The 23051-nt window shown below is 33.8% G+C and carries 21 protein-coding genes and 1 pseudogene; 9 read left to right on the top strand and 13 right to left on the bottom strand.

The window, feature by feature from the left end; all coding sequences use genetic code 11:
* The first annotated feature begins 53 nt into the window (after positions 1–53).
* Positions 54–1658, top strand: a complete 1605-nt coding sequence (locus tag IPK14_18790) for a GAF domain-containing protein (GenBank protein MBK7995344.1) — start codon at positions 54–56, stop codon at positions 1656–1658.
* On the opposite strand, the gene IPK14_18785 is transcribed toward IPK14_18790, so the two are convergent.
* A complete protein-coding gene (locus tag IPK14_18785; GenBank protein MBK7995343.1) occupies positions 1659–2603 on the bottom strand; it encodes a serine/threonine protein kinase in 945 nt (314 codons plus the stop codon). It abuts the gene before it with no gap.
* Positions 2604–2767: 164 nt separating this feature from the next.
* On the opposite strand from IPK14_18785, the gene IPK14_18780 reads away from it, so the two are divergent.
* Positions 2768–3106, top strand: a complete 339-nt coding sequence (locus tag IPK14_18780; GenBank protein MBK7995342.1) for a DUF962 domain-containing protein — start codon at positions 2768–2770, stop codon at positions 3104–3106.
* 42 nt (positions 3107–3148) lie between these two features.
* On the opposite strand, the gene IPK14_18775 is transcribed toward IPK14_18780, so the two are convergent.
* The 7 genes and pseudogenes from IPK14_18775 to IPK14_18745 form a co-directional block, all read right to left on the bottom strand.
* Positions 3149–3661, bottom strand: a complete 513-nt coding sequence (locus tag IPK14_18775; protein ID MBK7995341.1) for a c-type cytochrome — start codon at positions 3659–3661, stop codon at positions 3149–3151.
* Positions 3662–3793: 132 nt separating this feature from the next.
* On the bottom strand, positions 3794–4075 hold the full coding sequence (locus IPK14_18770; GenBank protein MBK7995340.1) for a hypothetical protein: 282 nt from the start codon (positions 4073–4075) through the stop codon (positions 3794–3796).
* Positions 4076–4078: 3 nt separating this feature from the next.
* Positions 4079–5878 (bottom strand): Hsp70 family protein, encoded by a 1800-nt coding sequence (locus IPK14_18765; GenBank protein MBK7995339.1) that lies wholly within the window; start codon positions 5876–5878, stop codon positions 4079–4081.
* A gap of 14 nt (positions 5879–5892) precedes the next feature.
* On the bottom strand, positions 5893–6786 hold the full coding sequence (gene grpE, locus IPK14_18760) for a nucleotide exchange factor GrpE (protein ID MBK7995338.1): 894 nt from the start codon (positions 6784–6786) through the stop codon (positions 5893–5895).
* Positions 6787–6957: 171 nt separating this feature from the next.
* Positions 6958–7167, bottom strand: coding sequence for a DnaJ domain-containing protein (locus tag IPK14_18755; protein ID MBK7995337.1), 210 nt, complete (start codon positions 7165–7167; stop codon positions 6958–6960).
* A complete protein-coding gene (locus IPK14_18750; GenBank protein ID MBK7995336.1) occupies positions 7167–9470 on the bottom strand; it encodes a tetratricopeptide repeat protein in 2304 nt (767 codons plus the stop codon). The genes IPK14_18755 and IPK14_18750 overlap by 1 nt, the downstream gene beginning before the upstream one ends.
* A gap of 72 nt (positions 9471–9542) precedes the next feature.
* Positions 9543–10114: pseudogene (locus IPK14_18745) on the bottom strand (lytic transglycosylase domain-containing protein).
* Positions 10115–10753: 639 nt separating this feature from the next.
* On the opposite strand from IPK14_18745, the gene IPK14_18740 reads away from it, so the two are divergent.
* The 5 genes from IPK14_18740 (at position 10754) to IPK14_18720 (ending at position 16293) form a co-directional block, all read left to right on the top strand.
* Positions 10754–12337 carry an aldehyde dehydrogenase family protein gene (locus IPK14_18740; protein MBK7995335.1) on the top strand — a complete coding sequence of 528 codons (1584 nt, stop codon included), beginning with the start codon at positions 10754–10756 and terminating at the stop codon, positions 12335–12337.
* Positions 12338–12460: 123 nt separating this feature from the next.
* The gene (locus tag IPK14_18735) at positions 12461–12955 is read left to right on the top strand and encodes a hypothetical protein (GenBank protein ID MBK7995334.1); all 495 of its coding nucleotides are present in this window, start codon (positions 12461–12463) and stop codon (positions 12953–12955) included.
* A gap of 20 nt (positions 12956–12975) precedes the next feature.
* Positions 12976–14082 carry an SPFH domain-containing protein gene (locus IPK14_18730; GenBank protein ID MBK7995333.1) on the top strand — a complete coding sequence of 369 codons (1107 nt, stop codon included), beginning with the start codon at positions 12976–12978 and terminating at the stop codon, positions 14080–14082.
* Positions 14083–14189: 107 nt separating this feature from the next.
* Positions 14190–14669 (top strand): TlpA family protein disulfide reductase, encoded by a 480-nt coding sequence (locus IPK14_18725; protein ID MBK7995332.1) that lies wholly within the window; start codon positions 14190–14192, stop codon positions 14667–14669.
* A 226-nt stretch (positions 14670–14895) separates the two neighbouring features.
* A complete protein-coding gene (locus IPK14_18720; protein MBK7995331.1) occupies positions 14896–16293 on the top strand; it encodes an IPT/TIG domain-containing protein in 1398 nt (465 codons plus the stop codon).
* A 288-nt stretch (positions 16294–16581) separates the two neighbouring features.
* On the opposite strand, the gene IPK14_18715 is transcribed toward IPK14_18720, so the two are convergent.
* Complete coding sequence (locus IPK14_18715) at positions 16582–17541, bottom strand: Gfo/Idh/MocA family oxidoreductase (protein MBK7995330.1); 960 nt, start codon at positions 17539–17541, stop codon at positions 16582–16584.
* A gap of 98 nt (positions 17542–17639) precedes the next feature.
* On the opposite strand from IPK14_18715, the gene IPK14_18710 reads away from it, so the two are divergent.
* Entirely contained in the window at positions 17640–19949 is a 2310-nt protein-coding gene (locus IPK14_18710; protein MBK7995329.1) for a protein kinase, read from the top strand.
* Between the two features lie 15 nt (positions 19950–19964).
* Here the strand turns inward: IPK14_18710 and IPK14_18705 are convergent, their stop codons facing one another.
* Together IPK14_18705 and IPK14_18700 are read right to left on the bottom strand one after the other, a co-directional pair.
* Complete coding sequence (locus IPK14_18705; protein MBK7995328.1) at positions 19965–20411, bottom strand: GtrA family protein; 447 nt, start codon at positions 20409–20411, stop codon at positions 19965–19967.
* Positions 20411–21121, bottom strand: coding sequence for a CDP-alcohol phosphatidyltransferase family protein (locus tag IPK14_18700; GenBank protein MBK7995327.1), 711 nt, complete (start codon positions 21119–21121; stop codon positions 20411–20413). The genes IPK14_18705 and IPK14_18700 overlap by 1 nt, the downstream gene beginning before the upstream one ends.
* A gap of 192 nt (positions 21122–21313) precedes the next feature.
* Here IPK14_18700 and IPK14_18695 point away from each other — a divergent pair, with 192 nt between their 5' ends.
* Entirely contained in the window at positions 21314–21874 is a 561-nt protein-coding gene (locus IPK14_18695; protein MBK7995326.1) for a hypothetical protein, read from the top strand.
* A 15-nt stretch (positions 21875–21889) separates the two neighbouring features.
* Here the strand turns inward: IPK14_18695 and IPK14_18690 are convergent, their stop codons facing one another.
* Together IPK14_18690 and IPK14_18685 are read right to left on the bottom strand one after the other, a co-directional pair.
* A complete protein-coding gene (locus tag IPK14_18690) occupies positions 21890–22255 on the bottom strand; it encodes a hypothetical protein (GenBank protein ID MBK7995325.1) in 366 nt (121 codons plus the stop codon).
* Positions 22256–22436: 181 nt separating this feature from the next.
* Positions 22437–22940 (bottom strand): hypothetical protein, encoded by a 504-nt coding sequence (locus tag IPK14_18685; protein ID MBK7995324.1) that lies wholly within the window; start codon positions 22938–22940, stop codon positions 22437–22439.
* Positions 22941–23051: the final 111 nt, after the last annotated feature.

The following is a 23051-nucleotide window of genomic DNA, read 5'->3' as shown; positions in this document are numbered from 1 at the left end:
TAGTCTAAAAGACGCTTGACATTTTAAGACAATAGTTTTCAAATCTTAATAATATGTTTAAATTGCTAGTCAATGACACTCAAGGAAATAGTTTTGAATTTCCAATAAACAAAACAGAAATATATATTGGTCGTAATCCTGCCAAAAATGATCTTGTCTTACCTTCTAAGCAAGTTTCTGTGCGACATGCTTCACTAATACAAAAGAATGGTGGTTTTTTACTTAAAGATTTAGAAAGTACAAATGGTACTTTTATTAATAAGCAACGAATTGATGAACATTGGCTTACAAGCGGTGATAGATTTTCTATTGCTAATTATGTATTACAGTTAATAGCTACAGTAGGAGAAGCTAGTTTTACATATAGTGAAAAACCTCTTAGTCAACGTTCTCAGGTTAGAGGGACATCTGTATTTAATAATCTTTTAGAAGCACTACAGGATGCCCCTCAAGAAGTTGATAAACGCTTTGAGCTAGAATTAAAACTTCAAGAAAAAGTTCAAACCATAGAAATGCTCTATGCTTTTGGAAAAACTCTTAGCTCTGTTTTTGATTTAGATAAAGTTTTTAGCGAAATAGTAAATTTATGTTTTAAGCTAACCCAAGCTGAACGCTGTGCTATTTTGCTTTGGGATGAAGAAAACCAGTTTTTAGAGCCTCGTCTTATTAGCTTTCATCCTGATTTAAGCCAATCTTTAGCCGAATTTACCTTAAATTTAAGCAGAACAATAACCCAAACTGTTATCCAAGAAAAAGTAGCTTTAATTTCTGAAGATATCCAATTAGATGATCGCTTTAATTCTGCTGAATCCATTGCCTATCAAAATATACATTCTTTAATGTGTGTTCCTCTGATTGGAAAACAAAGGATGCTAGGCGTGATTTATGCAGATAAACTAGGACTAGCTAACCCTTTTACTTTAGATGACTTAGATTTATTAACCGCTGTTGCTGCTCAGGCAGCAATTGCAATGGATAATGTTTTTGCCTACGACCAATTAGCGCAAGAAGCCATTCTAAGAGCTAATTACCAACGTTTTTTACCTAATCAAGTAGTAGATATAATTTTACAATCTCCAGATCAACTTGGTATTGGAGATGGAATAACTCAACCTGTAACTATTTTATTTGCAACCATTAAAGATTTTAATTTATTTATAGAAAGAGGCGATCCAGAAATAGTTATTTATACTCTAAATCGTTTTCTTTCTGCAATGACTGAGCTAGTTTTTGCTTATCAAGGAACTTTAGATAAATTTCTTGGAGATGGGCTAATGGCTCTTTTTGGCGCACCTTATCAAAGCAACCAAGATAGTTTTAATGCCGTTAATGCTGCCATTGCTATGCAAAGACGACTTTATATGCTTAATGAAGAACTTCAAAGCTATAATATTGACCCAATTGAGCTTGGAATTGGTATTAATATGGGTGAAGTAGTAGTTGGTTATATTGGGTCAGAAATGCGTATGGATTATACTGCTATTGGTAATTCTGTTAATTTAGCTGCCCGATTGATGCAACAATCTAAAGCTAGACAAATTTTAATTAGCGATAATGTTTTATCACAAACAAGTAATGCTTTTTCTGTTAGGTCTATTGTAGGTCTAAACTTAAAAGGTGTGACTAATATGCCAAATATTTATGAGGTTCTTTATTAACTATTCGTCATCTTCAATATCTACTATCTCAAATGTTAAAGTTTCTGTTGCTGGATTAGATAAATAGCTCATACTTCGTCTGTAGATTTCTGCTAATACTTCTTCAAAATCCGTAAGAAAATCTATTGCACTATTGTAACGTTGATTTCTATCTTTAGCTAAACAACGTAAAATTACTTGGTCTAGCAAAATAGGAATATCTTTATCAAGGCTTGAGGGGGGAACAGGTTCTTCTTCCAAATGTCTCATCATTGTATCACCTATAGAAAGCCCTCCTCTAAAGGGATGTTGCCCTGTTAGCATTTCATAAGTGATTAATCCTAAAGCATATATATCAGCACGCTGATCTAAAGGTTTATCTTGCCATTGTTCTGGAGATAAATAATCAACAGTACCAAGAATATTACCTGCTTGGGTAATAGGCATAAAAGGGCCTTCTTGAGATTCTTCCAGCATTTTAGCAATGCCAAAATCTAGTAATTTTACTAGTTCCCTCCCATCATTCTCAATAATCATGATATTTTCTGGCTTTAAGTCTCGATGTATAGCCCCTTGTTGATGAATACAATCTAATGCAGAACAAACTTGTTGAAGGATACGAAAGGCACGCCCCAAAAGTATTGCACCATCTTTTAGGATATCTAAAAGGGTTTGCCCTACTACATATTCCATAACAAAAAAAGGGAGTCCCATATCTGTAAAACCACTATCATAAAGTGAGACAATGCTTGGATGGCGAATTTGAGATAAAATAGCAATTTCGCGGGCAAAGTAGCGTTGGCGAGTTATTCGTGTAACTGATTCTGCTGTAGGTTCCTGAATCATAAATTTAATAGCTACTTCTCGTCTTTCTAACAAATCTTCTGCCTTATAAACTACTCCTATACCACCTTCTCCAAGTAGTTCTGTAATGATATATCTTCCCCCTAGCAAATTGTCTGTCATTATTTTAACTATTCAGTATTTATGATAGGATACGGCTTGCTTTTAACTTGCACATAATAGCTTTTATAGGCTTTGTTGAAAAGAGTGAAAAGCTAAAGATTCACTTTAAGTTATTAAAAAATCATTAAATTATCTAAAACAAAATTTTAAATTTTGGAGAAAATATGTCTACACAAAATTTTAAATCTTTTGAAGATTTTTGGCCTTTTTATGTTCGTGAACATAGTCAATTTGCTACACGAGCCTTCCATTTTATTGGTACTTCTTTTGGCTTATTCTTTTTAGCAGCAACTATTTTTACTGGTAATTTATGGTTTCTCTTAGTTGGTCTAGTTGTCTCTTATGCTTTTGCTTGGACTTCACATTTTTTTATTGAAAAGAATCGCCCTGCAACCTTTAAGTACCCATTCTATTCTTTTTTAGCTGATTTTAAGATGTATGCGCTTATGTGGCGTGGTCAAATGGGACAAGAAGTAACTAAAGCTACTAATCAAACTGCTTAAGCTACTTCCTAGAAAATTAATAAAGACTGTAAAATCAATAGATTAAGAAACTGGCTTAGCCGCACCTCGATGACAAGTATAACAAGTTACTACACCATTAGTTGGGTATTTTTTGTTCGTTTCCCGCACCATTTCTAGCATTTTCCGTGCAGTAGCTTTCATTGCTTTATCATCTTTATCTAACTCCTCTGTAGAAACATGACAATAAGTACAATTTACCCCTAATCCTTCGGTAAAAGCTTTCATTACTGTTAAAATTTCACTTGCAGGAACACCTTTTAAGACTTGAATATTTTTATAAGTAGTTTCTGCTGGAGGTATATCTTTATCTACTTCACTAGATGCTTTTGCTCCAAAAGCCATCAATGCCCCTACTTTGCTAGGAGCGTTACTAGTGCTAGAAGTATTATTAGTTGTTTTTTCTGGAGCTTCTGAAACTGTGTTATTAGCAACAGGATCTGTTGCTCTAGCTTGATACTGAGCATTAAAATAAAGAAAGCTAATAATAAACCCTACGATAAAACTAACTATTAATACAACTATGTTTTTGTTCATTAAAAAATTTACCTTAATTACTAATTTAAGATTAAATTAGTTTTTTGCTAGATTTGCTAGATTTTTGTGATTTTAGTTAAGTTATAGTGTAATTGTCGAGAAAGACTAGCTTAGTTTTTACCAACTTATTTTCTATAAAGGGTTATTTTGTGCTTTATCTATAAGTTCTTTAAGCTGTTGTTTTGCTTGTTGAGCTTGAATATAACAACGTGCAGCAAGAAAAAACCCTATAACAGCAAAAATTAAAGGAGGATTGCCATCTACTTTTCCAATCCATAAAACTAGCTCTGCTACTAAAGTGCCTAGGATGGCCCCAAAAATACCCCTGTAACCATCCTTTAATTTATCTTGATAATGTTCTTGCTCATTGGCTTTTTCTTCTACATAATTTTCTTTTTCTAATTCTTCTTGCATAAATTATTCTTCTACATCCATAAGCAAATCTATTAATTCATCACAATCACTTTCGGCTTGCTCGCTATCTCCCTGATTAATAGAATCACTTATTTTTTTTACAACATCAGAAATTTTCTTGGATAAAGAAGCAGATATTTCTGGGTTAGCTAAAGCCTTTTTAGCTCTTTCAAGTAAAGCTTTTGTTCCAGGATCCATTTCTTCATCTTCTTTTCCTATATCAATAAAATCTTCGTCTTCATCACCTTCATCATAATCTTCATAATCTTCTTCTTGATTTAGGTTATAAAGAGCAGCTAATTTTGCTTGGCTTTCAGCAATATCTTCAGCACTTAATTTTTGACGGCTAGCCTTAAGTTTTTTACTTACCTTATTTCCCGTTTTACGCTCAACTACGGTAACATCTAAAATTGCATTAACATCCAAACTAAAATTTACTGTAACTTCTGTTTGACCTGAAGATAAGTTAGGTTTTAAGTCCTCAACAAAAAAATCTCCTAACAAAACATTTTTTGAAGCAATTGTTTCTTCACCTTGATAAACCTTGATATGAATTTTATCTTGACCTGGAAAAACTGTAGTAAACACCTTACTTTGTTGTACAGGAATAGTAGTATTATGTCTAATAAGAGGCTCAAACCTATCTGATACTAAATGCCCACTAAAACTAATTTCCGCACATTCTATGCCTAAAGATAAAGGTGTCACATCAACTAAAATAGCGTCAATTTCTTCACCTATAATTATTCCTGCTTGAACTGCCGCACCTAGCGCGACCGCTGCATCAGGGTCAATTTCAATATGTGGTTCTTGTCCCATGTGTTCAGAAATTAAGTCCCAAACAATAGGCGATCTAGTTGATCCTCCTACAAGTAATACCCGATCTATATCTTCAACCGTTAGTTCTGCATCTGCCAAAGCTTTATCAACTAAATTCATTGTAGATTCTAGCTTTTCAGCAATTAATGATTCAAACTCATCTCTTTTGACTTCTCGCCGAATATGTAAAGCTTTACCCTTTTTTGTCTCAGCAATATATTCCAAACTAATTAAAGAATATGGCGAGCTAGAAAGCTCTATTTTAGCTTCTTCGGCTGCTCTTAAAAGTCTTGCCCATGCATAATGATTTTCACGTAAATCTACTTTATGTTCCTTTAAAAATTCATCTGCAATTAACCCTGCAAGCATTTCGTCAAAATCATCTCCACCTAAATGATTGTCTCCTGCTGTAGCTAAAACATCTACTATCTCATTATTTAATTCAATAACAGAAACATCAAAAGTACCTCCTCCTAAGTCATAAACCAAGACTCTTAATTCTTCCTCTCGATTTAATCCATAAGCTAAAGCCGAGGCTGTAGGCTCATTAATAATACGTTCTACCTTTAGCCCTGCAATTTCTCCTGCTTCTATCGTGGCCTGGCGTTGAAGTTCATTAAAATAAGCTGGAACAGTAATTACTGCACGTGTAACGCTTTCTTGTAAAAATTCCTCTGCTGATTCTTTTAATTTTTTTAAGATAAATGCTGATATTTCTTGCGGCGTATATTCTTTAGCTGCCATAGAAACTTTTTCAGTCTTACCCATTTTGCGTTTTACTGATCGAACTGTATTTTCTGGCGATACTACCCACTGATTACGCGCTGGATAACCAACTAAAATTTCTTTTGTTGGCGATACTCCAACTACAGAAGGCAAAATATTTTTATCATCTACAGGTATTAAAATAGGAATACCATTTTTTATTACAGCCACTACAGAATTAGTTGTTCCAAGATCAATCCCAATAATTTTATCTGACATTATATTAACCTTTTTTATTTAGATTCTTTTACTACTACAACTTCTGCATAGCGAAGTATTTTATTTTCTTGTTGATAACCTTTTCGTAAAACACTAGCAATTGTACCAGGAGATAAATTTGAGTCTGTAATAGCTTCTAGGGCTACATGTAATCGCGGATCAAAAAGCTTACCTTCTGTTTCTATTTGATGAATCCCTTCATTAGCTAATAAAACTGTAAAACGCTCTTTAACTAGCTCTAAACCTTCTAGCCAAGCCTTTATTGATTCCTTTGTTGCATTTAATGCTTCTAACATTTCTAAAATCTCATCATCTTTTGCTAAATTATCAGACACAAGTCTTTCTTGTTCAATTTCTATTGATATTTCACCTGTAAAAGCTACTTTTAACCTTTCCATTAAGGTAAGTTTTTTTGATTTTATTATAGTTTCTTTTACAGTTTGTTTTTTAATATTACTAGTTATATTCTCTTTATCTTTACGTTTTAAGAGCGTATATCCATTATTTATAGCTGATTCTATACCATCTAAAACAGGTAAAATATTTAAAGCAAAAGCACTAAGAGCTTGTTTTTTTTCTTTAGCTAATAGTTCTTCTTTAACAATTATATTTTCTTCTATTTGTTTTTCTTGTTGTTTTATGGTTTCTTGTAAAGTTGTTAAAAGAGTAGTAGTTTTTTGTTCTTGAGCTTCGCTTAAAGTATTTGCTTTATACTGAACCCGATTTAGCTTTGTAATGTTGCGTTCAAGTTCTGCTAGCTGTTCACTTGATTTTTCTAACTTTGTAGAAAACTCCGTTAAATGTTCATTCAGTATTTTCACTAGCACAAGACTAAGTTTATCTGGTAGGTTTGATAGTAGATTGGTTAATTCCTCAAATTCAATTGATAGTGTTTCTTTAGCTTCCATCTTTAATCACTTGTTATATTTTTATATTCTGAAAATCTTTTTGGAAAGAAATTTCTGCTAATTTTACTTCTAATGCTAATTTAATAATGTCTTCTTTATGAATGCTTAAATCATAGTTTATTGATGGTAAATCAGGTTTTTCTGGTGGGGGTTGTAGTAAAAATAAATCAGCTAGGCCCGTTTTTCAGGTGTGCGAAGTTGTTCATAAGCAGCACGTATTTCTTGGAATTTTTCAGCCTCTGTTTCTGGTGGATATTGCCTTACTAGCTGAAAATAAGCACGTTTTATTTGTTCCTGAGAAGCTTTTCTATCTAACTCTAAAGTTTTATATGGATCTTTTGGTTTGTTAACTATAGGTTTATTTTTAGAACCTTTTTTCATTAAAAATTCTCCTGGAAAAATTCCATTAATTTTTCTATATCTTCTCTATCTTGCGCAGATAATTTTCTAGGATCTTTTGGCGGGCCATTAGGGTATTTTTCCATTATCCTTATTACTGAAAGTGGTATATCATCCATATCAAACAGTCCCCGACGTTTAGGACGAGAAATAAAATTTTCAAACTCATGAGTTTCTTCTACAACCTCTTTTTCATTAGCAAGTTGAGCCTTACGCCGAGCTTCTTTTATTAAAGTTTTTGCTGATTTAATATCTTTTCTATTATGAAAAACTCTATGAGCTTCTATAAACTCTAAAACTCCACTCTGAGGACATTCTTTCTTTATACGATCTATATATCCTTCCTCTATCTTTTCTATTACTTCTTCTTTAACATCCTGAAATTCTCTAGAATGTAGAGTTAAAAATATATTCAGTAATACTTTTGCTTTAGATTCTTTTTTGTTTTTTTCTGCTTGATCAATAGCCTGATCAAAAAATTTTCTTGTCCAAGAAACATTTAACTCACACAATACAACCATTTTAGCTTGAACAATCCAAAACTCTGCTGGTAAATTGGCTTGTTGGGTTATTACTAACATTATTTCTTCTACAAATTCATTTGTATCTTTTATCAAAGATTCATCTAAAACTAAGCTTACCATCTTAAAATCTTTGCCAGCAGACTGATAGGCTTGTTTTAGTAACCCAAGTGGATTACCTTTTTTTAATGTATCAGCAGTTATAGCTAGTTTTAAGAGCAATCCAACATCATTTGGAAGATCTTTTAAGGCTTTTTCAAGAAAACTAAATCTCTTTTTCTTATCTGTAATCTCTTCTGACTTCTCAACATAAATTGAAGATAAAGATTCCCTAGCAATTTTGTTATCAGGATCTAGAGCAAGAACTTTTCTCCAGATTTCTATAGCCTCATCTGTTTTTTCAGAAACAGTTAAAAGACCTGCTAGACTCTCTAAAGCAGTAACATTTTTGGGGTCAATTGCCAAAATACGGTTAAGTTCATTTTGTGCAGCCTTTTCTTGATCATTTGCCATTAAAGTCTCTACTATTTCTAAGCGTAGATCTATGTCATTTTCAGCATATTTAAGTGCATTTTTTAAGCAAGTAAGAGCTTCTTCTGTATCTTCTTCCTTTTCATAACATTCTGCCGCACGTTTCCAAATAGCTGCTACTTGGCTATCATTCAAGTAATTATCACTAGTCTCTTTTCTGGAGCGTCGTTTAAGCATTTCTCTCCAAGCTTCGGCAGCATTTTCCCAATTTTCTATAGCTTCCTCAGCCAAAGCTAAATTTTGTGATAAACGACAACTTTTATCTTGTTCGTTAGAACGTCGCCAGGCTTCAGCCGCCCGCTTCCAATTACCTTCGCTTGCGGCACTATGTCCAATGTAATATTCTGCAAATGCTGTTAGTTCTTTAACTATGTCTAAAGTCTTTAACTTTCTTGGTAAATTTCCAATAGCAAGTATTTCTTGTTGCCATTTTTCCTCTTTCGCAGCATCAACTATTTGTTCAGTTAACAAATAATCCAGGTTAGTACTTAAGTGATTTTGAGCAAATCCAAAACTCTTTGCTTTTTGCCAAGCTGATTGTGCCGCGCCTTTTTCACCTTGACGCATAGCAGCAACACCTTTGTAGTATTCTAAAATACCTATAACACTTTTTTTATTACCGCCTTTATCAAGGCTTTTTTGTAAAGCTAAAACAGGTGATGCCATCATATCTTGCTGCATTTGCGCTAGTGCTTGCCAAAATTCATGTTTTGTCGGTTGAATATCAATCAAAATATTATTAGTTTTATCAGAAATAATATTTTCCACTATTTTTAGTGTGCTAGCTTCTTCTGATGTCAGGTTGCTAAAATCTACTTTTTGATTACATACTAATTTAGCTAAAGTGTGTAAGTATTGTAAATTTGAGTAGTTAGGCTCTTTTGTAGCCACTTTATCAAACTCTAAAACTGCTTCAGCAAAATTTCCTATTTGACATAAAGTAACAGCTAGAAAAAAGTGCAGTCTTGTTTGGGTGGGACTAAGTGAAATAGCTTCTTTTAAGTGTGTTATTCGTAAGCTAAAGTCTGTAGCACTAGCAACAGCTAGACGAAAATAAATTTCTGCTAATAGTTCTTCTACTTTCTCTTGAGTATCTTTTTCTGCAAATGCAAAAGCTTCTAGAGCTAAGTTTAACGCTAAATTAAGGTTTCCTGCTTGAAGTAGTTTTAGTGATTCATTTAACAAACTAGGAAGATCTTTTTGTGATTTTGCTTTAGCAACGGCACTAACCATTTTGGCATGCTGAAACTTTAATTTATTCTTAGCCATAAAAATTTATTTTTATATATGCTCCTAAATATGTTTCTAATAATTATTAGATAAAACAACTCTTCCGTTTTCTGCTGCAAATGTAGCTAGTGGAACTTGATGCACTACTACTGGCTCTATCTTAATTGCTGTTGTAACTTGGTGGTAACGGCTACGATACCTAGTAGTAATACGGCGTACATAATCTTGTGTCTCTCTATAAGGAGGAATAGCATAGTTATAGCGCACAACAGCGTGTTCACCAGCATTATAACCAGCTAAAGCTAATTCTAAATTACCTCCAAACATATCTAACAAAAGCTTTAAGTAACGTGTACCAGCATTAATATTTTGCTCTCTATCAAAAATATCTGTCACCCCAAAACGCCTAGCTGTAGAAGGAATTAATTGCATTAGTCCGCTAGCACCTTTATGTGAAACGGCTCTAAGGCGAAACCCTGATTCTTGGCGAATTACTTCTAAAATTAAACGTGGGTCAACTTCATTCTTTTTGCTGCCTTCTGGATGATATCATCTAGATCTATATCCCCTGTACTTTCTGTCAAAGTAACAGGAATAGCTTTAGTAGCAATTGCAGGTTTTACAACTACAGTATCACTAGTTAGCATTAAACTTCCTTTTTCTGTAATGGAAGTACGAACTTCAGAGTATATTTTTGGTGGTGGTGGTGGGGTGTCTAATTCAGGTACAACTGGCGTTTCATCTTGCCAATAGCCTTCACCATTTCTTTTTGTAGGAGTTTTTAGTAAAGCAGATTTGCTACGAGCAGATTTATTTTTATAATTCTTGTCTGTAAGGTTTTCTTCATTGTTCACAGAGTTATTAATAGTGTTATTATTGGATAGCTTTTCTGGTTGTTTTATTTCTGCCTTCTCTGTAGCTTTTTCTTTAGGTTTCTCTTTAGGTTTTTCTTTAGATTTCTCTATGGTTGATTCAAGTTGGATAGCTTTATTTGGGATAACATCATAGTTATCAAAAGTCTTTTTTGTGTCACTATTAGCTTGTTGGCCGTATGTTAAAGTTGAAGCTAGTGCCATTACTATACAAAAGAGAAAAATCTAAAAAACATTACGTAAATCCTCCTAAGGAGCATACTTTTTATTTTATATATTTTAGTGGTTGTTAGCATAATTTGCTAGTTTGAGGACAAGCATTGGGAGTATATCATAGAAGTAGTTGAAGTGTCTAAGCAAAGAGTGCTAAAGTCTCATTATCAAAACTAGCAAATTCTAGTAAGGAGTAAAATTATGTCTGCTACAGCTATATCTAAAACAATAGAAACAAACGAGCCAAAACCACAAACAGAGAGACGTTATATTGAAAATACTTGTCCAATGACTGGAGAAGTTATTGGTAAAATTCCTATTTGTACAGAAACAGAGGTATTTGAGGCTGTTGCTAAGGCTCGACGCGCCCAAGCTGCTTGGGGTGCATTATCTGTAGCAGAGCGAATCCCCTACTTACTTAAAGTTAGAGATATTTTTGTAGACCGCCGAGATGAAATTTTAGACACTATTCGTAAAGACACTGGTAAAACACGTGCAGATGCCTTACTAGCAGATGTTTTTACTGTAATTGATGGCACCACTTATTTTTGTAAACAAGCACAAAAAATGCTAGCTCCTCGTGCTAATCCACTACATTTATTTAAGAATAAAAGAAGCTATTTTGTTTATGAGCCATTAGGCGTTGTTGGTGTAATTACTCCATGGAACTTTCCTACAGCATTTTTAAGTGATGTGGTTTTAGCCTTACTAGCAGGAAATACTGTATTACTTAAACCTTCTGAAGTAACTCCATTAATTGGAGAAATGACCGGAAAAATTTTTGCTGATGCTGGAATATCAGACAGTGTTTTTCAAGTTTTACAAGGTGATGGTTTAACAGGTGCGGCTTTAGTCCGCTCAGATGTAGATAAAATAGTCTTTACAGGCTCGGTTAGAACCGGACGAGCTATTTATAAAGAATTAGCCCAAAAAGATAAATTTACCCCTGTAGCTTTAGAGCTAGGCGGTAAAGATCCTTTTATCATACTAGAAGATGCTGATTTAGAACGTGCAGCAGATGCTACTGTGTGGGGCGGACTCGTAAATTCTGGTCAAATGTGCGCTAGTGTAGAGCGCGTTTATGTGATGGAACCTATTGTAGAGAAATTTACTGAAATGGTAGTTGAACGAGTTAAAAAACTCCGCCAAGGCCCCCAAGATGGCCCAGATGTTGAAATTGGTGCAATCATCTTTCCTCGTCAAATGGATGTAATTGATGATCATATTAAAGATGCTGTAGCAAAAGGGGCTAAGTTATTAGTAGGTGGTGAACGTAATCAAGACTTAGCACCAGGTTATTATTACCGCCCTACAGTTTTAACAAATGTTGATCACTCAATGAAGGTTATGACTGAAGAAACCTTTGGCCCAGTTATTCCAATTATGAAAGTAAAAAGCGAAGCTGAAGCCATCAAGCTAGCAAATGATAGCGTTTATGGTCTAACTGCTGGTGTTTGGTCACAAGATGTAAGCCGCGCTGAACGTGTTGCTAAACAAGTTGAAGCTGGAACAGTTGCAATTAATGATTGTGGCGCAAATGCTTTTGGTTTTTGTGAAGCTCCTTGGTTTGGTGTAAAAGAATCTGGCTTTGGTGCTGTACATTCTAAAGAAGGTGTACGTAATTTTAGTAAAATTAAACATATTGTTGCTGATCGCGGCTGGATGCGGAAGGAAATGTACTGGTTTCCTAATAGTGCTAAAACTTACCAAATGTTATCAGCAATGGTAGATGTCCTTTTTGGTAAAGGCTCAAATCGTTTGAAAGCATTGTTTGGTAAAAAATAATTTGCATTGGACGCTATGTTAGTAAAATGTCCAAACTTTTTATAAATGTTAGAGCGTTTCGCTGGTGACAATATCAGCATCTAAAGTCTTAAATTTGTTTGTTTCTTATAGAAAGGGAGATTTATGCAAGGAAAAAGTTGCTTACAACAACTAGCCTCCGTCATTCCAGGCTATAGCGGTTATTTGGATAAAGATCGACGACGTGATATTGATAAACTCCATAGAGAACATCTAGCACAAGAATTAGAAAAACTTAAAACCCCACTTACTAATTTAATTCGTGATTTAAGCGAAACAGGCCGTATTACAGAAATTAAGCCTATAGAGCGATTAAATGGTAAATTAGATAAAATTGCTAACCGAATCCGGTATGCTAGCTATGGTTATAGTGGCTTTTTTGATGTTGTAAAAGTGCAAGAACTAGAATTAGATAAACTTTATCAATTTGATTTAAGCCTGATAGAAGATACAGAAGCAATCAAATCACAAATTGTAGCAATTTCTGAAAGCAGCGATGCTAGCAGCTTAAAGACTGCCGCTAGTAGCTTAGAAAAAGCTTTAGACTCTTTAGATGCTCATTTTAGCCAACGCCACAAAGCAATAGAAACAATAGTTTAAGTCTTTTAAGGAGAACTTTCATGGCAATCGAAGTCATTCAATATTTTGATAATAGCGGACAATCTATTATTCACCGTTTCCCAGAACAAGGCGCGACAGATATTAAATGGGGAGCGCAACTAATTGTTCAAGAAAATCAGTCAGCAGTTTTTTTCCGTGATGGAAAAGCTTTAGATATTTTTGGCCCAGGTAGACATACCTTAACCACCAATAATTTACCTATACTTACTAGATTTTTAAGCATTCCTTTTGGTGGTACATCTCCTTTTCAATGCTCTGTTTTATATGTTAGCCGTCAAGTTTTTCAAAATCTAAAATGGGGTACTAAAATGCCTATTTTAGTTAAAGATCCTGAGCTTGGACGAGTTCAACTTAGAGCTTTTGGTAAATTTTCAATGAAGGTTGCCGATCCTCAACTTTTTGTAGGTACTGTTGTAGGGACTCGTGGTTGGGTGACAACTGTACAAGTAGAAGACTTCTTAAGAGACTTAATTGTTCAAAGATTAACGGATTTACTTGGAGAAAATTTCCGTTCTGTTGATGAGCTAACTTCTAACTATAATGAGCTTGCAATTGCTACTAAAGCTCAAGTAGCAGATGATTTTGCTAAACAAGGTTTAGAGCTAGTTGATCTAATAGTTGGCTCAATTACACTTCCAGAAGAAGTTCAAAAGCGAATTGATGAAGGTGCAGGGATGCGGGCTATAGGTGATATGCGTAATTATATGCAATATCAATCTGCACAAGCGATGCGTGATGCTGCTAGTCAACCAGGAACAGGCGCAGGTGAAGGTATGGGGCTTGGTATGGGATTTGGTATGGGGCAAATGATGGCACAAAATATGCAGAATATGCAAAACCCTTATCCACCTCAACAACCTTATCCACCACAAGGGCAATATCCTCCTCCAGGCTATCCACCACCACCTTATCAGCAACAAGCCCCAACACAGCCACCCCCTTTAGCAGCAACCGTGAATTGTCCAAAATGTCAGTCACCTAATGCACAAGGAGCAAAATTCTGTGCTGAGTGTGGAACATCTTTACTACCAAGAGCTTGTTCAAAATGTAATCATCCGCTAAACCCTGGAGCAAAATTTTGTTCTGAATGTGGTAATCCATCATAAAATATTAATTTTTAAATTCTTTTTTTAGTTATATTTAGGAGCATTATGGAAAAAATAAATCTGGTTTAATACTGTTAGTTGTCTTCTCTGTTTTATTAGTGGGCTTTATGCGTTGGCAAATGGATGCCAAAGTTTTTAATTCTTCTGGTTCAACTAAGGCTAGCACATCAAGTGGTAAAACCGTTCCTGATTTTTCTGTCACTTCATTAAAAGGTGAAAATATTTCTCTAAGCAAATTAAAAGGAAAGGTAGTCTTAATAGACTTTTGGGCTACTTGGTGCGGCCCTTGTCGTGTAGAAATGCCTGCGGTAAAAAAAGTTTGGGAAAAACATAAAAATAATAACTTTACTATCATTGGCATTAGCCTTGACACAGACCGCGAACCTTTGGACAACTATATAAAAAACAACAATATTACCTGGCCGCAATATTACGATGGACTAGGTTGGAAAAATAAAGTTGCCCAACTTTACGGTGTACGAGGTATTCCTTTTACAGTTTTATTAGATAAAAATGGAGAAGTAGCCGGTGTTAGCCTTAGAGGACAAGCTTTAGCAAATAAAGTTGACGAATTACTACAAAATTAATTATTAAGCATTTTTAGTAGTTACCTAAATAGTATCTCTTATGCAATAAAATTTAAGAGATACTATTTTTATTTTAATTAATTATTTACTAGACATTATAGGTAAAAAAATTATTTAATGTGATCCACAACGAAAACAGCCCCTAATTAATCAATAAATAAGCTAAATCAAGCTAATCAAGTTAATCAAGTTAACAGTCTATTAAAGTTTATCTAAGGAGAAAATAATGTTAAAACTCTCTACCAAGCTTATTGTGATAATGTGCGTTATGCTACTGGCAATAAGTGTTTTAGCACAAAATCCAGTTTCAGAAGACCAAGAACTCTTTGTGCAAAATAAAACACCTCAAATTAATACAATTAATGTACTACAAAATGGGGATAACCCCTTAATAGAGATAACTGGAAGCGCGTTTGGTAAAGATCCAAATCAAGTTAAAGTTTTGACTAATGATAACGGCGTATTGCTTACACCAAATCAAGTAAAGAAGAAAAAAATTACTTTGCAAATTCCTAATAGCAATTTATGCACAGGAAAAGTAAAAGTTAGGGTGATTGTTGGCGCAAATAGTTCTAATACTGGTAGTTTTCAGTATCAAAAGAATGCACCTATTATTTATAGCTTTAGCCCAGAACGCGCTCAAACAGGAGGCGTGCTAGAAATCAAAGCCGATAATCTAGCCTGTCAAACATCTGAAAATATTGTAACAATCAATGATATTGCAGTACCTGTGCTTGGTATTAATACAGATAAACTTAGCGTTCGTATTCCAGAAACATTTGCAACTGGAAAAGTAAAAGTTAGGGTGATGGTTGGTAATCAAGCTAGTTTAGCTAAAGATTTTGTAATTGATGCAGGAAATGGCCTACCTGGAACAGGTGGAAGCAATAGCGAAAAAATATCTTTTATTAGTAGCGCACCTGCTGGAACAACTTTTGCGCCTATGTTTAATATTAGAGATAGAGTTATAGTTAATGATGCTGAAACAACTCTTTGGCATGCAATGTTTTATGGAACACATCAAGCCATCATTAATCTACCCTGGCAAGTAGCAGGTCAACCACAAAAAGCTTTATTAACTATAAATGTCCGAGAAGCAAATGATATTTATGGTAACTTTACAGGTCAAAAAGAAAAATTTGTTTATGCTTTGATCTCCTTCCCAAGATTTCCTGAAAAACCTTATCAAGAAGTAGAAAATCCTTTCTTTTGGGGTGCTTGTTCGGCTGTAACAGAAACTAGCCCTAGCGGTGGGTTTATCTTTAACTCAGTTGCTCGCTCAGGTGGTGGAATTGATAGCTTTAACTTAAGTAGAACAGCTAGCGCAAGTGGTACAGCAACAATGACATTTCGACTAGTTGCACCAGACCTTGGTAGATATGAAGAATATGGAATTAACTATGATAAAGCTGGTAGTCCACTAGTTAAGTTACCTAAAGCTATTAGCATCACAGTAGAAATGCAAGAAATTCAACCTAATATACCTACTAGCTATTTTAGAATTGGTAAAATAACTTTTAGAGATGAAATTACTGGTCAAGGTTCAAGTATTACTGAAAAAGCTGTTTTTGCTAACACATTTAGCATTACTGATGTACCTGATTTTGGTTTTGGTATATTTTAAGTTTTAATTAAGATATTCAAAAATTGAAATAAATAACCTAACATAAGGATGTTAGGTTATTTATTTTTTGACTACTTTTTTAATAGGCTTTGAATGTAGTTTTCTAGTAAATCTACGCCAGGTTATCCAAATACTAAGCAAAATCAGCCCTGGGACAGCAATTCTTAGAACTAAAAAAAGTGATTGCTTAGGAATTTTCATTATTAGCAAAATTACTGCGATAAATAAAATTGTTCTAATTATTCTGTTATATAAATTTGGTTTCATAAATATTTTATTTTAAGAAATTTATTTAATTTCAATTGGTTGTTGCTTTTGACAAGAACGTTGTGCCGCAGTTGCTAGTTGAGCAATTTGGCAGATATGGTTATGGTCAACATAGCTTTTTGTCCCAAGTTGAATTTGTTTAATAAAATTATCAATATCTTGACTAAACAGCCCTTCACCTTTAACTATTGGTAAATCTTCTTTTTTATCAGTAAGTTGTAAACTAACTTGCTGATGATTTTCTGCTAAAAGTTGTCCTTTTGTACCAATTACAACTAGTTGGTTTGCTATAGGAATAACATTTAATCCTTGTCCATCAATAAGTTGAGCAATAACCCCGTTTTCAAAACCTATTTGAACGGTAGTCAATCGACTAGTAAATTGTCCTGATTCTAATCCAAGCAATTTTTCTTGAGCATTTACCCATCTAGCTTTCCCAGCAATAGCAATTAGTCGGCTAATTATGGCAGCGTGTAAGAATAATGAAAACCCTGAGGAAGTGTTAAAAGTCCAATCTGTATCGATTGCCTGTCGATTACTTAAATTTGTCCAAAAAATACTTAAAACATTTCCTATTTCAGGCAAAGCTTTTTGTAGAGTGTTAAACCAAGGCGAAAGCAATTCAATGTGTTCAACATGTAAAATAGCTTTTTTTTCTGCTGCTAAGTTTACTAGTTCTAAAGTTTCACCTAAAGATAAGGCTAACGGATAATCTACACTAACAGGTTTACTTAAGCTTAAAGCAAAATGGCACATTTCTGCATGATATTTATTAAGCGAGCAAACCATTACAGCATCAGCTTGAGCAACTAGATTTTGCCAATCTATTGTTGCAAAAGCATTTATAGGTGTAGCAAGTTCTTTTGCTCGTTCTAAATTACTGCTAGCAACACCTATTATTACAGCATCTTTTCTTAGGTTTATTTCTCGAATACGTGCGCGAGCAACTCGACCTGTACCAAGTAGAGCAATTTTAATCATAAAAAGTTTTTATTTTCTCCTAAATTTCATCCTAAATGTCTTGGCAAAGAAATATATTTCTATAAAATGGAAAGCAAAATCAAACAATTAATCAACCAATGCTGACACTAGGAACCCAAATAAGTCAATATAAAATCATCTCTCGTCTAGGTTGTGGAGGGATGGGAGAAGTGTTTTTAGCTAAGGATCTGCGTTTAGGTCGTGAGGTTGCTATTAAGGTTCTTTATGATCGTTTAGCTAAAGATACTGATTTAGTAGCACGTTTTGAGCGCGAAGCTCGTTCACTTGCGGCACTTTCACACCCTAACATAATAACAATACATGATTTTAGTAGTGAAAACGGAATTACATTTGCTGTAATGGAATACCTAGAAGGAGAAACCTTAAGAACTTGGATTCTGCGTAGACCCCTAGACTTGGCAAAAGCATTAGAAATAGCAATTGCTGTTGCAGAAGGACTAGCAGCAGCACATTCCAAAGCTGTAATTCATCGAGACTTAAAGCCTGAAAATATTTTTATCACTCATCATGGTCTAATTAAAATCCTGGATTTTGGTTTAGCTCGTGTTGAAATTTCAACAATGGCTGAATCTAATTCTTTTCCTACAGTTGCAGAAGTAGCAACGGATCCAGGCGTTGTAATGGGAACATTTCCTTATATGTCACCTGAACAAATAAAAGGAAATTTTGTTGATAACAGAACAGATATATTTTCTTTTGGATGTGTATTTTATGAAATGTTAACTGGAACAAACCCTTTTTATCGAGCAACAGCAATAGAAACTAGCGCAGCAATCTTAAAAGACAAACCGTCAAAAATATCACGTAATCTAAAACAAATATCTCAAGAAATAGAGTGGATAATAATGCGCTGCTTGGAAAAAGACCGGGAGGCTCGTTTTCCTTCAACACGGGACTTGGTTGCTACATTAAAGGCTGTTGCGGCTCATTCGTCAGATAGTAAACTTAATGAGCTAAAAAAACCTATTCAAAAAAAAACCTCTACTCGTCGGCTACGTAAAGTTATTAGCTCAATAGCAGTTCTGCCATTTACCAATGCAAGCAAAGATACAGAAGCAGAATATTTAAGCGATGGTATTACGGAAAATATAATAAATATTTTGTCTCAGCTACCTAAATTAAAAGTAATGGCAAGAAGTACAGTATTTCGCTATAAAGGAAAAGATATAGATCCTCAAGAAATAGGACAACTACTTAAAGTTCAAGCAATACTGACAGGCTGGGTGACACATCATGGAGAATTGCTAAAAATACAGACAGAGTTAGTAGATGTATTTGATGGCTCTCAAATTTGGGGAGAGCAATATAACCGCAAGTTTGCAGATATTCTTACCATTCAAGAAGAAATTGCTCATCAAATATCTGATAAGTTACAAATGAAACTTTCTGGTGAAGACAAAAAACGTTTAGTTAAACGACATACAGAAAACACTAAAGCCTATGAGCTTTACTTAAAAGGTCGTTATTATTGGAATAAACGGACTCGTGTTAGCTTAAAAAAGGCTATTGAATTTTTCCAAAAAGCTATTGACCTAGATCCTCTTTATGCTTCAGCTTATGCAGGGCTAGCTGATTGCTACATAATTATAGGCATTTATGGTGGTGAAGAAGACCCGCATGAAGCTTTTAATAAAGCTGAAATAGCTGCAACTAAAGCACTGCAAATTGAAGAAGTAGCTGAAGCACATACAGCACTAGGAAGTGTTCGTATTTATCAACATTGGGATTGGATAGGAGCAGAAAAGGAGTTTCAAAGAGCCTTAGAACTTAATCCAGATTATCCAACGGCTCATCAATGGTATGGTAATCACTTAATGAGAATGGGTAGATTTGACGAAGGTATAGAACAACTTAAACGCGCTCAACAGCTAGATCCACTCTCGCTAATTATCAATCAATCCATTGGTTGGGGATATTATCTTTCTCGTCAGTATGACAAGGCAGTAAAACAATATCTTAAAGTCATTGATATGGATGAGAGTTTTTATTTTACTCATGTAGAGCTAGGACTAGTTTATTTACAGCAAAAGAGATATGAAGAAGCAATTGATGAAATAAAAAAATCTTTAGCTTTAGTTGGGGAAAAACCCGCTATTATATACTCTATGCTAGGCTATGCTTATGCAGTTGCAAATCAAATAACAGAAGCTAAAACTGTCTTAAATCATTTGTTAGAAGACTCTAAAAAAATCCATATCTCCCCTGTACTTTTTGCAATTCTTTATTCAGGTCTTGGAGATATTGAAAAAGGCTTTTATTGGTTAGAAAAAGCCTGTGAAATCCGAGATGAATATTTAATTAGAATGAGAGTTGACCCAGTTATTGACACTTTAAGAGCTTATCCTCGATTTAGTGAGCTAATGAAACAGGTTGGACTACCTGACTAAATACCCATCTATAATCTACTTAAGCCTAACTAAAGAACTATCTGTCTTTTGAAAAACAAATAAATTGCTAACCAAAAAATTAAATATTGAGCAACTAGCTATTGCTAGGAGATTGGCTAAAACTACTGGCAAATGAAAATTGCTAACAAATACCTTCATTAACAATAAATTACCAACCAGTGAAATTAACCCTGTGCTAGTGTTAAACTTTGCTAAGCGTATAAGTTGGGAAGAAAAATTTTTTGAAGTTCTTTCGCGCCAAGTCCAATGCTCATGCCAAAAGAAATTATGTATTATAGTTATCTCTACTGCTATAAGTGTAGCTACAAGGTAGCATACACCTATAGTAACAAATAGCTTTAATAAACTTAGTTGTAAAACAACGCCTAAAAGCCCTACCAAATTAAATTTTCCCCAAGAAATTATCCAACTAATTTTATTATCTGTAGTTAGCCAAAGCATTAGACACGCTCCCTGTCATAAAGGGTTTTTGTATTTTTAGCTGTTGAAACTACAAGCATTACAGACATTCCTATAATACCAACTACACCACCAACATCATAAAGCAAGAATTTATGCCCAAGTATATTGCTGTAAGGGTGTGTAAATAAAAATAAATTACCAATAGCTAATAAAATGCGTAGTTCTGTAGGACTAAATTTCCAAAAAGAAATAGAGAAAACATTTAGTGAATAGGCTGCTAAATATGAATTTATTGAGAGCATAAAATAAACAATTAACACCCCCAAAGCCACACGTTCAGACATAAAACCTGATGTTATCAGACCAACGACTAAAAACAATGTTCCAAAAGTATCAATCATATGGTCAACATAAAAACCATATTTTGGGCGTTGTTTATTGCGGTAGCGGGCAAGAGTTCCATCTAGGCTATCTCCAAACCAATTTAGAGCAAGACAAAAATTAACTAGATGTAAAAATAAAATATTTTCCCGACTAAAATAATAGCCTACACCACCAAAAAGCATTGCCAGCAAACCTAGTATTGACAGGTGATCCGGCGTTACCGAGTTAGGAATTTTTTTAACTAACCATTGCAAAGCAATTTGTTCAAATGGAGCAAGAAAACTTGTTTGTTCTCGTTTAGTATCTGTAGTTTTTGTTGATTTTGTAGTTTCTAAAGTAGGTGAAATTGTAAGTTGTGAATCCATAAAATCTCCTGAGCAAATAAAATTAGCTTGTTTTATAAATTTATGTCTTAAGAACGCAGGAGAAAAAAAATTACTTGCAAAAATATCTGGAGGAAAATAACCAGCAAAATATCTTTTGTTTTTTGCTTACAAGTAAAAATATAATAGGAGAAAATTTGATAAATTCAATAAGAAATTGGGCTACTTTTGATTATGGAAACAGACATAAAAAAAACAAAATTTCAACAATCTTCTATAGGTCTTTTGATAGATGTAGCTACCCCAGGATCTTTAAAGCTAATTCTTTCTATTGCGATTTGGGCAACTGTAACCTTTTTGCTAGCAATTTGTAACCTTTCTCTTTTTTATAATTTGGGACAAATTGATTTTCTTTTTGTTGTTTTTGTAACTCCGCTTTCTCTTTTTGTAATTTGGTTTGGTTTAGGAACAATAGTCCAACGCATTTCTACTCTTTTCTCAGAAAGATGTTACTTTCGTGCAGGAAAGAGAGGAATCTCTTTTAATATGGTTGATAATAGGTTTAAGCCCATAATGCTTTTTCAACCTAAAATGCGGCAGGTTGATTTATTATGGCAAGATATACATGAATGGTATCCTTACAGACTAGTTATTGCTTACATAATACCTGTATCTACTTATATTTTTATTCGCACTAAACAAAATGAAAAGATTTTAATTCCTACATCAGGTTTTAAGGAAAGTCAGAAGCAAATTGTTGATAATATTATGAATGCCCAATCAATTGGGTTATAACTTGCAAAATATTATTTATTCAACAATACTAGTAACTTCTTTTAATACTTCTTTTATACTTTTTGTTATATCATCCTTAATACTCTTTATACTTTCTATTATTTCTATTTTTGAAGGCATTGATTCTAGGTAAAAAATTCCAATTAGACAAAAACCCATCACCGATATAAAAACCATTTCTAAAGGTGTTGGGGTTCGGCTAAGGTAGCAGATAGCCCACATTTCAAAACCTTCTGTATAGTAATAAGAATCCATGTCTTGGGCAATTTGTTCATTTACCCAAACTAAAAACACACTAAGAAATGTTGTAAAAACAAAGATCCAACAAATAGAGCTTAAGAGCTTTACTTCCTGATTTTGCCAAGCAAAATTTCTTAGCACATTTGGCAGTCTAAGATTAATTATTGGTTGATCAATAATTAAATTATGGTTATCAGATGTAGTTAAACTTGATAAATTACATCTTTTACAAAGATTATTAATAGGGTTAAAGCAGTCTTTTTGGTGACAAATTTCACATCTTTCTGCAAGTTTTTCTTTTTTATTGTTATAGACATAAAATTTACCTCCCTAGACTAATAAGTTTAGCTTTTTCATTTTCTGGAGAATAATAAGCAACTAGACCTATAAAAATTCCTATTACAGAAGTAAACAACAAAACTAGTTGAACATCAGCCACAGTGGTTATGTAATTTCTTCCACACACCATAGTAAAATCTTCTGTTTGGCATTCTCCATCTGGCATAGGCAAAGAAGCAATTTGATAATATTGTTGAATTTCTTGATCTGCAATTGGTGCAAAGATTAAGAAAAGCATTGATATAAATAGCACTAATCGAACAATTTTTATTGACCTAATATCTAAGTTTTGCCATGCAAAATTTCTTAAAGTGTTGGCTAAGAGGACTAAATCCACTTGCCAATTAACTATAAACTTTCCTTTATCAGACCTAGAAATAATTAGTTTCTCACATCTACCACAAGAATTATTAACAGGATTAAAAAGATCTTTTTTATGGCAAATTTCGCACTTTTCTGCAAATTTTTCTTTTTTTATTTTTAGCATAGTTAGCCTCTTAAATCAGGAAATCTACTTGGAATTGACACCTAAAAAAGAAATATTGTTCCTAAATAAATAAATAATTTTTTTCCTAGCAGTTTTTCATGCTGACAAAAA

Source organism: Blastocatellia bacterium (assembly GCA_016713405.1).
Taxonomy (GTDB): Bacteria; Acidobacteriota; Blastocatellia; order Chloracidobacteriales; family JADJPF01; genus JADJPF01.
The sequence above is the reverse complement of the archived record's forward strand: the minus strand, read 5'-3'. Positions and strand labels throughout refer to the sequence as shown.

Excerpts from the sequence above, each read along its gene's own strand:
- IPK14_18790 (MBK7995344.1), top strand. The coding sequence starts at position 54 with ATGTTTAAATTGCTAGTCAATGACACTCAAGGAAATAGTTTTGAATTT.
- IPK14_18785 (MBK7995343.1), bottom strand. The coding sequence starts at position 2,603 with ATGACAGACAATTTGCTAGGGGGAAGATATATCATTACAGAACTACTT.
- IPK14_18780 (MBK7995342.1), top strand. The coding sequence starts at position 2,768 with ATGTCTACACAAAATTTTAAATCTTTTGAAGATTTTTGGCCTTTTTAT.
- IPK14_18775 (MBK7995341.1), bottom strand. The coding sequence starts at position 3,661 with ATGAACAAAAACATAGTTGTATTAATAGTTAGTTTTATCGTAGGGTTT.
- IPK14_18770 (MBK7995340.1), bottom strand. The coding sequence starts at position 4,075 with ATGCAAGAAGAATTAGAAAAAGAAAATTATGTAGAAGAAAAAGCCAAT.
- IPK14_18765 (MBK7995339.1), bottom strand. The coding sequence starts at position 5,878 with ATGTCAGATAAAATTATTGGGATTGATCTTGGAACAACTAATTCTGTA.
- grpE (MBK7995338.1), bottom strand. The coding sequence starts at position 6,786 with ATGGAAGCTAAAGAAACACTATCAATTGAATTTGAGGAATTAACCAAT.
- IPK14_18755 (MBK7995337.1), bottom strand. The coding sequence starts at position 7,167 with ATGAAAAAAGGTTCTAAAAATAAACCTATAGTTAACAAACCAAAAGAT.
- IPK14_18750 (MBK7995336.1), bottom strand. The coding sequence starts at position 9,470 with ATGGTTAGTGCCGTTGCTAAAGCAAAATCACAAAAAGATCTTCCTAGT.
- IPK14_18740 (MBK7995335.1), top strand. The coding sequence starts at position 10,754 with ATGTCTGCTACAGCTATATCTAAAACAATAGAAACAAACGAGCCAAAA.
- IPK14_18735 (MBK7995334.1), top strand. The coding sequence starts at position 12,461 with ATGCAAGGAAAAAGTTGCTTACAACAACTAGCCTCCGTCATTCCAGGC.
- IPK14_18730 (MBK7995333.1), top strand. The coding sequence starts at position 12,976 with ATGGCAATCGAAGTCATTCAATATTTTGATAATAGCGGACAATCTATT.
- IPK14_18725 (MBK7995332.1), top strand. The coding sequence starts at position 14,190 with ATGCGTTGGCAAATGGATGCCAAAGTTTTTAATTCTTCTGGTTCAACT.
- IPK14_18720 (MBK7995331.1), top strand. The coding sequence starts at position 14,896 with ATGTTAAAACTCTCTACCAAGCTTATTGTGATAATGTGCGTTATGCTA.
- IPK14_18715 (MBK7995330.1), bottom strand. The coding sequence starts at position 17,541 with ATGATTAAAATTGCTCTACTTGGTACAGGTCGAGTTGCTCGCGCACGT.
- IPK14_18710 (MBK7995329.1), top strand. The coding sequence starts at position 17,640 with ATGCTGACACTAGGAACCCAAATAAGTCAATATAAAATCATCTCTCGT.
- IPK14_18705 (MBK7995328.1), bottom strand. The coding sequence starts at position 20,411 with ATGCTTTGGCTAACTACAGATAATAAAATTAGTTGGATAATTTCTTGG.
- IPK14_18700 (MBK7995327.1), bottom strand. The coding sequence starts at position 21,121 with ATGGATTCACAACTTACAATTTCACCTACTTTAGAAACTACAAAATCA.
- IPK14_18695 (MBK7995326.1), top strand. The coding sequence starts at position 21,314 with ATGGAAACAGACATAAAAAAAACAAAATTTCAACAATCTTCTATAGGT.
- IPK14_18685 (MBK7995324.1), bottom strand. The coding sequence starts at position 22,940 with ATGCTAAAAATAAAAAAAGAAAAATTTGCAGAAAAGTGCGAAATTTGC.